11 protein-coding genes are annotated in these 13,932 nt (G+C 44.2%); 1 reads left to right on the top strand and 10 read right to left on the bottom strand.

Annotation, left to right across the window (positions count from 1 at the left end):
- Positions 1 to 242: 242 nt before the first annotated feature.
- Both RHM62_RS02295 and RHM62_RS02290 read right to left on the bottom strand, forming a co-directional pair.
- The gene (locus RHM62_RS02295) at positions 243 to 1,274 is read right to left on the bottom strand and encodes an acyltransferase (protein WP_322123975.1); all 1,032 of its coding nucleotides are present in this window, start codon (positions 1,272 to 1,274) and stop codon (positions 243 to 245) included.
- A gap of 58 nt (positions 1,275 to 1,332) precedes the next feature.
- On the bottom strand, positions 1,333 to 2,217 hold the full coding sequence (locus tag RHM62_RS02290) for a beta-1,6-N-acetylglucosaminyltransferase (protein WP_322123974.1): 885 nt from the start codon (positions 2,215 to 2,217) through the stop codon (positions 1,333 to 1,335).
- 1,358 nt (positions 2,218 to 3,575) lie between these two features.
- Between RHM62_RS02290 and RHM62_RS02285 the strand changes: the two genes are divergently transcribed.
- A complete protein-coding gene (locus RHM62_RS02285) occupies positions 3,576 to 3,962 on the top strand; it encodes a hypothetical protein (protein WP_322123973.1) in 387 nt (128 codons plus the stop codon).
- Between the two features lie 479 nt (positions 3,963 to 4,441).
- Here RHM62_RS02285 and RHM62_RS02280 read toward each other — a convergent pair whose 3' ends face one another.
- From RHM62_RS02280 to RHM62_RS02245, 8 genes are all read right to left on the bottom strand, one after another.
- Positions 4,442 to 5,587, bottom strand: a complete 1,146-nt coding sequence (locus RHM62_RS02280; RefSeq protein ID WP_322123972.1) for an NDP-sugar synthase — start codon at positions 5,585 to 5,587, stop codon at positions 4,442 to 4,444.
- Between the two features lie 391 nt (positions 5,588 to 5,978).
- The gene (locus RHM62_RS02275) at positions 5,979 to 6,704 is read right to left on the bottom strand and encodes a WecB/TagA/CpsF family glycosyltransferase (protein ID WP_322123971.1); all 726 of its coding nucleotides are present in this window, start codon (positions 6,702 to 6,704) and stop codon (positions 5,979 to 5,981) included.
- A gap of 81 nt (positions 6,705 to 6,785) precedes the next feature.
- Complete coding sequence (locus tag RHM62_RS02270; RefSeq protein ID WP_322123970.1) at positions 6,786 to 7,976, bottom strand: glycosyltransferase family 2 protein; 1,191 nt, start codon at positions 7,974 to 7,976, stop codon at positions 6,786 to 6,788.
- 27 nt (positions 7,977 to 8,003) lie between these two features.
- A complete protein-coding gene (locus RHM62_RS02265; RefSeq protein WP_322123969.1) occupies positions 8,004 to 8,537 on the bottom strand; it encodes a serine acetyltransferase in 534 nt (177 codons plus the stop codon).
- 51 nt (positions 8,538 to 8,588) lie between these two features.
- Entirely contained in the window at positions 8,589 to 10,103 is a 1,515-nt protein-coding gene (locus RHM62_RS02260; RefSeq protein ID WP_322123968.1) for an Atrophin-1 multi-domain protein, read from the bottom strand.
- A 46-nt stretch (positions 10,104 to 10,149) separates the two neighbouring features.
- Entirely contained in the window at positions 10,150 to 11,373 is a 1,224-nt protein-coding gene (locus RHM62_RS02255; protein WP_322123967.1) for a glycosyltransferase, read from the bottom strand.
- A 60-nt stretch (positions 11,374 to 11,433) separates the two neighbouring features.
- Positions 11,434 to 12,456: an acyltransferase gene (locus tag RHM62_RS02250; protein WP_322123966.1), complete on the bottom strand. Its 1,023-nt coding sequence runs from the start codon at positions 12,454 to 12,456 to the stop codon at positions 11,434 to 11,436.
- Positions 12,457 to 12,533: 77 nt separating this feature from the next.
- Positions 12,534 to 13,907, bottom strand: coding sequence for an O-antigen ligase family protein (locus RHM62_RS02245; protein ID WP_322123965.1), 1,374 nt, complete (start codon positions 13,905 to 13,907; stop codon positions 12,534 to 12,536).
- Positions 13,908 to 13,932: the final 25 nt, after the last annotated feature.

Raw genomic sequence — 13,932 nt, 5'->3', positions numbered from 1 at the left:
TAGTCCGGTTTCCTGGCTTCCCGGCAAAAATCTTTAACAGCGATAAGCGGCATGGCACCTAGGGTGTATTGATTATTCAGGACTGACTAAATAATCAAGCCTAGAATCAAACCGCCATACTGATATTTCATTTTATGGACAAAATAATAAATCACTTAAGGTCATTTTCATGAGCAACTTACTATTGCGCAGTCATAGTATTCCTGCGCACAAAGTTCAAATAAAATAACTGCGAAAAAGGATTATTGGACAAATGACCTAAACGTATTTATTTTAGAAAGAGTAATGACAAAGACAATCGAAAGTGTAAGGACAATAGATACGAAGGCAATTTCCCAAAATGCCGAATTATACAAGTGGCGTATCGGACCAAGCATTTCAATAAAGAGAAAGTGACTTGCATAAATCCCAAGGGTAAATTTCCCTATGATTTGTAAAACCCTATTTCGTAAAAAGCTACAATTAGACAGTGCAGCGATTGCTACGCCGACACCCATAAAATACGTACCTAAACAAAAATCCTGAACCAAATAACCACCATATATTCTAGAAATCACATACAATTCGATAAAATGAAGAACAGTGCCAAACAAAAAACATCCTATTCCTAAAATAAACCATCGATTGGTTGGATTGTAGCGCGAAAGAAAATATCCAGTTACAAAGAAAATAGTTCCAAAGAAAGGCCCATTCCTTGTATCGAACTGAATACGAATTCCAAACGATGTCTCGCTATATGCTTTTGCGAAAACACCGAAAAGATATAACGCAATCGCGAAAAAAATCAACCAACCTTCTAATTTATATTTTAAAAAAATTTGAGATATCCCAACAGAATAAAGTAAAGCTACAAAAAACCATAAATAAACTTTCGATCCTTCCATTAAAGAGCGAACAGGATGTTCATAGATATCCCTAATTTTCCAATATGAACTAGTCAATAATTTATACCAACCAATTTCCGAGATACTAAAAATATTATATGGCAGCACATAAATAATTGACCAAAACACAAAAATCATGAAAATCTTTTTCATCATTGGATAGCTAATATCCTCAGATGAAACCGCATTTCTTATCTTTATCCCCCAGAAATATCCCGAAACAACAAAGAAGAAAGGTACTGCGAATCGAGCCAATTGATTGATGATGATAAAAAGGTGTCTATCACTGCCATTCTCAAAAGAAAACCCTTGAAAGGGTTGGACATGAATTGCGATTACTGCTGTAATTGCGATTAATCTGAAGATTTCAACACTCTCAATGCGGCGCACATTGGCCTCTAGAAAATAAAAACTTGACAAGCTAAGGGGTTTTTTTATACAAACTTAGTTAATTTTCACTTCTAATTTCGTTATCAATCCTGATTAATATTTCCGAAGATTTTTCATCGAATTTTCTTGCAAAAAGAATGCCTTCGTTTGATTTATTCAGAGCCTGTTCCTTGAAGGTGTGAAGGTGTCGCTCGTTAATAATTTCTGGACTTGCTCCACTTGCACTCCAATCGTCATAGGTCACGTTCTTGACCGCATTTTTCATATAGGGTGAGTTCCCCAGAATCGTGTGAAAAAATTGTTCATCAGGACATACCGTATTCTTGAAGAAATCCACCAAAAGCTGCTCCTTGGCAACGAAGCCAACGATATATTCAGAAGCGTCGCGTGAAAAAGCCCACCACGAGGAACCGCCATAAGGCTGAAAATTCGCAAATGCAGTCTTGTAGTCACGGTCAGGTAACCGAAAACCGACTTTTTTTAATACTTTCTTTGTGAACCGGACAATGGTGTTACCACCCGGTCGAATAACAAAAGTAGTAAGTCTTGATATTGACTTTTTGTGCGACTCGGATGGCATTGAAACAAGTGTAATAAACTCTCTGTCAGGATGCTCTCGGAAATATTTTTCAATGTACGAAGTAGATTTAATCGGATAATCGACCCCGCTCAGCAAAACGTAACGATCGAAATTATTTTTATCTGATAATGCAGTCTGTAACATTATCAATGAAGCGTCGACCTGAGAAAAGTCGCCCCAATAGACAGGAATTCTTTCATTCGTAAAATGAACATTATCATCCTTCAATTTTAAAAAAACATCAATACTTGATTTTTTATCAATATGTATAAAAAAACTCACTGATTCTGACGATAAAGCGACTATAAGACGCTTCAAATGGATTGGATTATTGTGCGCAGCAATCAGGTAGGCTATTTTCATAGGGGGGGGAAACTCTTCTTATTTATTAATTGGTACGTGAGATTTTTTACCCCTGAAACCAATAAAAATATTAGCTTAAAAGTTACGAATTATTTAATAATTTTATAAACTTATTACGCCAAATTTCAATCTAACCTAAAGCCTGCTTTATTTGAAAAAGGCTATATGAAATTGGATATTAATTTTTTACTTCCTATGAATCACTGACGGAAATGCTGAAAATTGATCCCATAGTATTTCAACAAGAGAATTTCAGCCTGAAATTTTACAACATCGATCGATAGATTTGAAATTGATTAACTAAACTTTAAATACGAACCTTTCCCCACAAATACTTAACATCTATTTGATGCCATCATCGCACGCACCGATTCATCTTGTTGTGATAATCATGCTAAAAATCTACATTTCTGCGAGAGACCAACTGCATCATTTTCCCGGCTTCCGAACAAAAACAAATTTTTTCGACTGAGTAGATATCAAAAGACTGACTAAAATTTATTAGTTATTTTTAATCGGTAAGATGTCAATTTTATTATTACTATATAAATATATTGACTCTTTAAAGCTCACTAATTTATGCTAAAGAGATGACTCCATTGATAAAAATCATCATTTAATTAGAAAAATATCGTTATGATTTTACGGTTATCGCAAATAGTGAAGAGATTGTCTTGGCAAGTACGCTTCGCATTTTTTAGCTTCGCAAGACTAATAATCCTACGCCGCTACTTAAAAGAAACAATTGAGGCTGATTAGCCACGGTCCAAATCCATTTCAGCACCACGCAGTTCATCCTCGATGCGAACGTGGAAGATGATCGCCTACTTTCCGATCCGCAAACAAATCAACAAGCATGGACAATCAGTGGGGAATTCTGCAGCAAGAGGAGGGATCCAATATCAAATCCCTTGTCCCTAAACCAAGTCGGTACACAGGCAAAGCCAACGCGTGCAGGTAGGTGGCTTCAGCCGCGCAAATTATCACAAAAGAACCTTGCACCACCAAATCGTACCAACCCTCTCCCGTTGAAGCACGGAACGCAGAATGGAACGAAACAAATTAAAAACGTATTGGGAAAAAGAGCTCCTGTTTTACCGCATCAAACAACGGTCACAAAGAAAACGCGATCAATAACGTCTCCCTTCGAATGTCAGATCAAAATATGGTGACAGCAGGTGTATAAAAGAAAAACCGAAACGAAGCAGTGCCACTGTCGCAAGGTGCACTAGATGTTGCGAAAGACGAAATTAACATCTGAATACTACCGTAAAATCAAATAGTACGATCCGTAACCAGTCACTAGAACAAAAATATATCTTATTAAAAATAACTTATTTTATTCATGGTAACATTAAGTGTCTACCAACTTTATAAAATTGCAGATTATGCCTATTTGGAATCCATCAATTGAACAAGTCATCTTTATCGAAAAACACCTTTCCCAGGTGAAAGTACTATTTATTGGGAAGCCTGTTCTTGAAAATTCCGCCTTGATGGCTGCCAGTTTAAAGATATGCAAGAACTCCAACGACATCAATTATTTTAAAAATTTCTGGATTACGTTTCAACCTGAGATAAATGAATACATGCTCACCATGCTTGACGAAATGATTTTGATGGACGAGGAAGGAGCGAAAATATACTATAACTCTATTTCCGACTGGGTAGCTGAAGAAAATTTCGACGCTGTTTTAAGTTTCTTCGAAATAATGGTAGTCAACCTTACCAATCGAAAATCTTGAAACGACCGAAAGGTGAAGACATTCAACTATTTCAGAAAATATAATCGAAATGTCCTGAGCATATAAGATGCATCATTTCTACCGAGAGATCACTCACGCATCTAATCTTAAGTGACGTAATAAATTATAAATAACGAGACTTTGGCCGTTCGTCGTCCTAATAACAAGTGCAACTCAATGTTCGCCGCCCCCACTTTCAAGATAGACATCTGGTATAAATTGCAGTGGCGAATAAATTACATAACCCAGTGCACTTAACTAGTGCGCTTCCCGAAAGACAGTATCAGAATTATGTGCCCGCAAAATATGACCGAATACTACAAACAATATGCAAATGCATTATACGTAATAACAAAGGCGTTATCTCGATAGCGCGAAAGCGCTATCGCTCGTCACTGATTCCAAGAACGTCTCGCTGATTCATTGAATAAATGAATCCCTTGCCGGTTACAAACTCCGTTTTCCACTACCAACGATAATTACGCATCAGATTCCTGCTCTTCGTTGTCGCGAGGAACCGTACGACGATCTCGCGCATCACGCCAACTATTGGTTGGGCAATCCGATACATGCATCATCGTACCCTGTCGATCAACGCAATAATCCTTGCAGACGACCATTTCAGTCATCTCGGTATTGGGTGTTACCCGGGTGTATTCGAACAATACGCTACGCACCACCTCTGCACCTGCACAGATATGGCTACCATAACCGATCCATGTTGGACCAACGATCGTGCTGCCTGCCTCGATTCTGGTACCGGAACCAATATATACCGGCCCGGTGATCGTGGTGCCTTCCCAATCAATACGGGTATTGAGGCCAACCCAAATACCATCGGCAATTTGCGTACCAGGCATTGTCATATGCGCAACGCTACCGCTGAGCACGTTTTGCAGCACTGCCCAGAAGTCTTTTACGTTACCAATGTCGATCCAATTAAAAAAGCGCTTTTGCGCGAAAAAAGGAACGCCTTTCGCTACTAATAAAGGGAACAATTCCGAGCCGATATCGAACATTTGGTCGGAAGGAATTAACTTCAAGACCTCAGGCTCCAGGATATAAATGCCGGTACTAGCCAAGTTCGATAGCGCATCTTCCGGTTTTGGTTTTTCCTGAAACGACAGCACGCGGCCTTGATCATCGGTAACAACCATGCCGTACTCTGACGATTTGTCGTTCGGGACTTCCTTGGTAATCACACTGGCCATCGCACCTTTGCGGCGATGCTCGAACAAAGCTGACTTGATATCCAGGTCGATAATCGCATCACCACAAATGACAATCGTGGTTTCGTCAAAGAAGCCACCAAACTCCTGGATCTTCTTCATTCCACCGGCCGAACCAATCGGTTTCGGACTGACTACGCGTTCGTCATTAATATAGCCTTCAAACGAATAACCGATCTGTGCACCGAATCGCTGACCTTCACCGAAATAATTTTCTATTTTCTGATGTAAGTAACTGACGTTAACCATGATTTCAGTGACACCAAATTTCACAAGATGATCAACCAGATACTCCATGACTGGCTTGCCGAGAATGGGAATCATCGGCTTGGGAAGTTCATAGGTTAGTGGCTGGACTCGTGTACCTTTGCCTGCAGCGAGGATCATTGCTTTCATTTAGCTCTCTTCATCTAATTAAGATAATACTGATTTTAAAAAATTCACAAAAAAATTCTATTTTCATATTGCAAATTTGTGTATATGTATGGTAATTTATAGTCTAAAGATACAGAACTTTACAATTGAAATAGAATTTTGAAATCGAGGTTATTTCTAAATAAATTCAATTTGAAGAACATAACATATTTGCGATCTTGCAATAGTTAGGTACCACACATAATAATCTACTATCTTCACTTATTTTTTTCAAAAATATATATTTACTCGTTATTTCGCATGGAATGAATAAAACCAATAAATTCATTAATATCTATTTTTTCGGCATCCATGTTTCGAGTGAAAACCTTGCCTAATAAGTTATCTCTTAATTTAATTCGGACTATACGTATCAACGAAATTTAAAACACTGCCTCAAAAAAATAAGAATGTCCCACGTATAGCGCCGCAAAAGCCGACGCGGTTCCAGATACAGGCGATAAAGCCATTCCAGACGCAACCGCTTTACCACTGCCGGTGCACGCTTCTTGTGACCAGACCAGAAATCAAACAAGGCGCCTATTCCCATCAGTAGATTGGCATCCAGTGAAGCACGGTGATCAAGTATCCATTGTTCCTGCATCGGATTTCCCATGGCGACAAGTACAACCTGTGCCTTCACTGCATTGATTTTTTGCACCAAATCCGGTGTATTACGCATGCCCGCATAGCCATCGCAGAAACCCACTACATTCTGTCCGAGCACCTGCTCCGCATGGACTGCCGCCCGCTTGGTGACTTCAGGGCGACCACCCAGCAAAAACACGCGCAGTGGCACTTTGGCCTTGTCAAATAAAAATGGTGTGAAGTCAGTACCATTCAGATTGTCCGCAAAACGGGACTTGAGTACCAGTTTGGCGGCTATATCCATCCCAATACCATCATTGACCAGTACGATCTTGTCGTCCGGAAGTGACTTAAGTACGAAGCGACACTTGACGATGAAGTTGGTATTAGCGAAAAAAAGCACCGTTTTACTGTGATTAACGATCCGTTCCAGCAAGTGGTCGGCAAGTTGATCGCGTGTGGTGCTTAAGACCGGGAATTGACTGATATGGTAGATCGGTTGGTTGTCCATCTCGGCTTTCTCCTACCTGTTTGATACCTGCAGCGATAAAGCATCCGATGGCTTAGTTTTTCGCGCTTACGCTGTAACTATTCATAACTCGCCATCGCGTTTCGAACGTACCCAGTCCACTTGACGGCTAACAAAAAACTTCAGGTACAAGGGAATTTTCCAGAAAACGTAGAAGACAGCCATCGCCAAATTTGCAGCACTGAGTCTCTCTCGGCCATAGCGCCACCAAGACAACATGACGGCGGTCACCATCAGCCCCATCACCAGACAGGCAAATAGCACCGGGACCAGGTTCCCCGTTACGACGGCGAACAGTCCACTGACTGCAAACAATACCAATACCATCAAGGTAAGCAACGCCAGTGGTGGAACACATAGGTCCAGACCAAGGGCAATCATTCCTGCATTACGCTGACGCAGCCCGCCAAACAGGAGCGGCCGGGCTTCGGTCAGTATCATGCTGATATGCCCGTGCTCCCAGCGCGTGCGCTGGGTTTGCGTACCCGACTCGCTCATCGGAAAAGTGCTTGATACCAGCACTTCAGGGCAAAACAGTGGAGGATTGCCTGCCTTTGCGAGATCCATTCCTAGCTTTAAGTCTTCAACGAGGTTGCCGTTCGCCAGCGATGCAGTGCTGATCGTGTCCCATGAAAATGCCATGCCGGTTCCCATCAGCTGGCAGGGCAAACCCAGCCGGTGATAACCCAGCGGGCGCACGAGGTTCTTCACTAGCCAGGCAAACTCGGCGATTTTCTTCATCGGACCACTATTTTCAAGTGCGCGCATCAGCGACAGAGCCTGGATAGGTCGTCCCGTATGAAACGATAGACGTGCAATCCGATCGATAAGCCCAGTACCGGCTATACAGTCAGCATCGATGATGATGACCACCTCGGGAGGAGCTTCCGCCAGCGCACGCACGCCGAAATCAAGTGCGTACCCTTTGCCGCGCCGCAACAAGTCCGTACGTATGAGCACTTTGGCACCGGCTTTGAGGGCAATCGCGGCCGTATCGTCGCTACAATTGTCTGCAACAACGATGAGGCGATCTCCATCGCGGAGCTGTGGCAACAAGCTAGATATAGTGGCAATCACGCCGCTCGATTCATTATGTGCTGGCACCAGAACGGTGAGAGTAGGTCGTCGACCCGTGGCAGGATCTCCCTTCCGCAAGGGGAAAAATGCCACCATCGCCTGGAGCAAGAGCAGCAAAACGGGTATCGAAATGATCACAAGCGCGATGAATAACAGCGTGGCAACTAAAAAACTCATTGATTGGTCCTAAAACTCTATCGACAGTTACTCTGCCGGAGCAGGGTTATCGTGTTGAAAAATAATGCGTGCGGGTGCCCCCACGGCGGTAGCTCCATCGGGAACGTCGCACAGGACGACGGACATGGCGCCGATGCGGCAGTTATCACCAATGCGTACGTCACCAAACACTTGCGCGTAGGCACCGAACTCGACATTGCTGCCGATAATGGGTACCGGACCTCCTTCATGGCGGTTGCCGATCGTTACGCCTTGGCGCAACGTGCAGTTCGCTCCAATAATGACCGCCGGATGAAGAAATATCCCGCCGAAATGCCAGATTCTAAGACCAGGTCCGATGTCAGCACTTTTGGGAAGACTAATACCAACCAGGGTTTCAATAAACCGGAACAGCGGCCAGTACAAGGCCAAACAAATTTTTCTGGCTATCCCATCAGGACGACCATCAATGCGTCGGCCGAGCCGATAAGCCCAGACTGCCCAGATCGATTGTTCCTTGAGGAAAGGACGGCGCATAGCGTAGCGCTCGAGGTCGGCTAACCAGTGTGTATCAACTGCCATCGATAAACCTCTTTTCCACTGGAAGGCCGACGCCCTGTTTTGGTCACGAAATCAAGTACCACCATCGACCAGATCCCCCCTGACAAGCGAAGACTGTCCGACCCCACTGATTGCGTACAAAATGAAACGTGAATCGCCACCTGGCCATGGAAATTGCGCGCTTTCGCCGGCACCGAGCTCGCCGCTGTCAAACAGCTTCGTACCGGATTTGTCATGTACGGTCAGGCGCAACTTGGCGCCGCCTTTTGCGCTCGCCGTAAGGCGCTGTATCGATCCGACTTGTGGCGTAGACCAGGAAATCTTGTTCAGGCCACGACCGGAGTAATTAACCTGGGTAACACGCGTTGATGTGGTCGGGAATACAACGGCTTGAGCCAATGTATCGAACGCGCCGAGCAACGGCCCAGTCTGGGCCTGCCAAGGTCCCCGCATCGACAGCCGGTTGAACACTTTCTCCGGCACCACGGTCTGGTTGTTACCATCCAACCAGCTTTTTGCAGATATCACCTGCCGCAACTCGGCGCGGATGCGATCGAGTTCCGCCGCCACGGCATTGTCCCAACTGTTGTTACTCATTTTGAAATCTGCGCCGTTCTCGACATAGATGGCAAACGGTGTGCCGTAATTCCGGTCAACGACATAGGCGCCATGCAACTTCAGCGTATCCGCAACCTTGCGTAGTGCCGGACTCGCGATTTTTGACGTGTCGTACGAAGGCGGCAACATCATCAATGCCCCCTCAGGAATCATGCCGGTATTTGGTGTTTGTACGACATTGTCACCCGACGTGGCCGGATAAATGAAGTTAGGATTTGCCGCCAGCGCATTGAAGGTCAACGACATCGCCAGTGCGTGGTGATAGACGGGTTCACCATCATTGATCTCGTGCTTGCGCATCAAGCCCGCCGAAGTAGGAACGCCCGCTGCACGAGACCCCTGGAAATAATGAGCAGGATCACCCCACCCGCGCCCTTCAATGCGAGCCCAGGCATACTGCGCTGCAACCCACTGCCCATTAACCTTTTTTAGCTGCCAGAATGAATGAATCACGCGCAAGACAGGATCATAGATATCTGCATGTCCATCCGCTTCCGCCGCACCTACTGTGTCCGCAGGCCATCTTGGAACCGCGACTTCCGGTCTGTGTATCTCTGCGTCCGGATCCCACACTCCGGGCAGACCAGGAATGCCTTTCACGACCATCGGAGCATCGCCATCCTTCGCAAGGAACATCCCGGTAGACCAGGGCCCACTGGCAATAGAGGGAAAATAGCTTGACTTTGGAATCACGAAATCACCAAACACGGGCTCAACCGGACGCGCGTTCCAGAGGGAAGCGGCACTGAATGGTGTCAGATAGGATTCCCACTGCGGATTGAACGCACTTGCGGTAGCAGCCACCTTCACTGGCACGGGTGAGACCGTCGCCGCAAATACAGCCGGCGGGATTAGCCCACTTAACAATGCACAAGCCAGGCCGCGTAACGCAGCCCTAGGCAGAAAGTCGCCGCTGCCTCTCTGCGATAACGCATCCCGCGCTGGGAAATAATTTTGGGTAGAAATCATGGAGTCCGCCTGTCTGTTGACTAGCTGGTGATGTTGTGGGAGGCATTTAAACTTTGCCCCTGAGAGAAAGAGGTGCGGCGCGAAAGAGCTTGGCCAGCTTTGCTGCCTCGGTATCAATCGAATGTCTCTCGATCACCCGATAATGAGCAGTCTCCCCCATTTGTTGCAATGTAACAATTGGCGTCGCTAAAAAATCTTCCAGCGCTTTGACGAGCGCATCGACGTCACCAGCTGTAAACAACCATCCGGTCTCGCCTGGCACGACCAACTCGGGAATACCGGCGATATAAGTGGAAAGTACCGGACGACGCAAGGCCATCGCCTCCATCACCACAACCGGCAATCCTTCTGCAAAACTCGGCAAGACCATTCCGCGTGAAGCAAGCAATTCTTCACGCACAACCTCGCCACTAATCCAACCTGTGATACGGACCCGCGCTTGCAAGCCATACTCCGCGATTAACGCTTCGATAGGCGCACGCATTTCGCCGTCGCCGGCCAGGACCAACTCAACGTCGATACCTTTTATTACTAACTGGTTTACTGCATTGATCAGCAACAACTGTCCCTTTTGCTCGCAAAGACGCCCCACACAGACAATCCGATTCAACGAAGTGACCAGTACGGGCGGTCCCGCGTGAAACGCCGGTTCAATGCCACAGTGAACGACCGCCACCTTCGGCCAATCAGCGTAACTTGCCCAACGATAAATCTGACTACGTCCAAACGAACTGATACCCGCAACAAAAGCCGAACGGCTTATCTTTTCGTTAAGCCACAGGAACTCAGGCTTGTCGAACTCCTCAGACCCGTGAATCGTAATGCTGTAAGGGATACCGCTAAGCATCGAGGCGAACATGGCGACTTCTGCAGAGTTGGTGCCAAAGTGGGCATGGATATGTTGCGACCCGGCCTGCCGCATCCAAGGCACCATGCAACAGGCTTCGGCCAGATAAATCAAATGGATAGGCAACGGCCGCTCCGCACGCAAGCCCATTTTGATCGCCAGCCGTAATACCTGGAAAAAAAGACGCGGTGCAGCGAAGAAAGTGGCTAGCGTTGCCAAAAGCAACTTCATGAATCCAACTTGGAGAATATAGCGAGTACGAATGCGTTCCTGAATGTCTTCCTCATCAACGAGCTCTCCATCCCAACCGCGTACGGCGATTCGCTGTACTTCGAAATCCTGTTTTTCTAGTGCCAATATTTCACGCCGAATGAAACTATGACTAACCTTCGGATATTGATTAATTAAATAAGTTATTTTCATTATTTACATTTTTAGTTATTGGATAACTTTAAAGACGCCCTCGACCGCTAGCGTCATTAGCTATAGGCCCGAAGCTTTGAATTTGTTCGATAATTTTCGTCCGTATTCAATAAACCAGCTCTCGAAATATTTGGTAGACAGCATCGCAAGCATGAACAACACCAAAAAGAGCAAAGGCCGCTTCATATATTTAACAATGACATCGCCACTACCGAGCCAGGAATGGGCCAGAATCGGGTGAATGACATACAAGGAAAATGAAATCCTAGCGAGATAGAATAACCACTTGTTATTTAAAAATTTCACCAAAGACGTATCGGGTTTTAAAATAGTAGAACCTATTAAAATAGCAGCGAGATAGGGCCTGAAATAATTGAACCACCCGCTATACGGGGAACAGGAGCAAATAAGCAGCACTAGCACACAACATTGAAATTTCGAATCAAGGTCAGGTTGTATCTTACGTATTAACTGACTATGGTAGAGCAGGGCGAGTGTACATCCGGCCAAGATTTCGTCGATCCGGTAATACGTAATACTCGCCGCATGAACGCCATCCCAGACACGAACTCCGGTAAAGAAAATACACAATACCGGCAAAATATACAGACCTCGCTTCTTGAATAAACCGACCAGCAGCGCAACGCCAATGTAAAACTGCACTTCGACACATAAACTCCACATGTGATCAGTGAGCGGCAGCAGATCTTTTGGCGGCATGTTTGCATAAAATAAAAAATGCGTGTACCAACCAGCAAACGACGCGTGAGATAAAACGAGGGAAATAAAGAGATATAACCAGGCGAGAGGAATGACTCGAAAAAAACGTCGTATCAAAAAACTCGGAATATTCTGATTCCTAATCAGAAACGACGTAATCAAAAATCCTGAAAGTATAAAAAACAAAACCATACCGAATATTCCGGCTGCGTCATTGAACTTCCAATAGTTAGGTCCCAACGGGAGTAAATGTGCTGCCAGAACCATTAATATACTCAAACCACGCCAACCATCAAGGACAGCGAGGTGCTCCGCTCCACCCGGAGGCTGATCGGTCACTTCATTTGTCTTTTGCAACGGCATAAATAACCGATCTCTTTTATGCAATGTTAAACAATCAATATGCAGATGAATTAATCAATGTCTTATTAATTATCGTTTTAGCCATTATTCTCTTCAGATTGAAGCATGATTACAGAACAACCTGCCCCAATAGCGACCCACATGTACCAATTAAAGACGAGATAAGCCAGGGTATTATCAGAAAAAGCAACCACGAGATATTCAGCAATAAGCGACAACAAAATGAAAAATGCTAATGGCTCTATTTTTATAATACGCCTGAGATAATTAGAAATATTCGCAAATAATGACAGAAAAGCTAATAATCCAAGGATTCCCATTTCAAAGAACAGTTGTACGTAAATATTGTGCGCACCCCAATTTGTAGCTCCAGCTTTCAAAAAGAAAGTCCTGGAATGAAATTTAAACGACTCAAGCCCATACCCGGCTAAGTATTTCAAGGTTTCCATCCAACCCAGTGCCGACTCCCATAACGAAATACGCCATGAAAATGAATTTAACTCAGCATATTGATAGACTTCATTGCTACTGTCGAGATTAACAAGACGATCACGGACCGAAGGAATTAACAAGACAAAAATAGGCGTAATTAGTAAATATAAAAAATATTTCCTTTCAAAAAATAACGCGTACATGAAGAAAATCAGGAAACAAGCAACCCATGCACTTCTCGTTTGAGTCAGCAAAAGCATCCCAATCATAATTATCATATTTAGCGTGACACTTAGACGGCCTAATGTTTTCAATGGGAATAAACGCGTCTTCAGCAGGTACAATGACAAGGTAATGACGAGAACCAAATAAAATGCAAGAATATTTGGGTGCGAGAACGTGCCTTGCAAGCGAAATGCGCCACCCCTCATGTGAAGACCAATATCTACCAAAGCGTACAACGCAGGAAGAACAGATGACCACACTACAAGCCGAATCAATTTATTAAAGTCTTGCGGCGTTCTGACTAAGTAAATCGCAATAATGAAGATTGCAAAATATGAAAGAAAAGTCAAATAGAAACGTATCGCTTCAATTTTAACCGGCGCATTTGCAACGGAAAATAGTGCCATCAATAGGAAAGGCAACCAAAATAGTGCTAGCTTTTTGGGGAATAATTTCGGTTTCTCGACCACCAGCAAGAATGCAATCAACAATACTACCAAATTAATAATCGCTCCTATTCCAATCGATACACCACCAAATGAAGTTTTTGTTGTTTCAAGAAATACATCACCTGCTGACCGGAAAAGAATCACAGCAATAATAATTTTTTTTCTGTCTAACGCAAGACAGATCACGAAAATTAGCAATATCGGAGGTATCAAAAGATTTGATATTTTCGCTCCCATTAATCCAACGTAAATGGGCATGGCTGAACCAACCATTACAGCCATTAATGCTACGACAGCGACAGCTATCGAATTAGGATTAATTATCCAATCAAAGAATTTATGCATAATTTTTATTGAAATATAATAATAT

The organism is Actimicrobium sp. CCC2.4 (genome assembly GCF_034347385.1).
Taxonomy (GTDB): domain Bacteria; phylum Pseudomonadota; class Gammaproteobacteria; order Burkholderiales; family Burkholderiaceae_D; genus Actimicrobium.
Note: the sequence above shows the minus strand (reverse complement) of the source record. Positions and strands in the feature narration are given on the sequence as shown.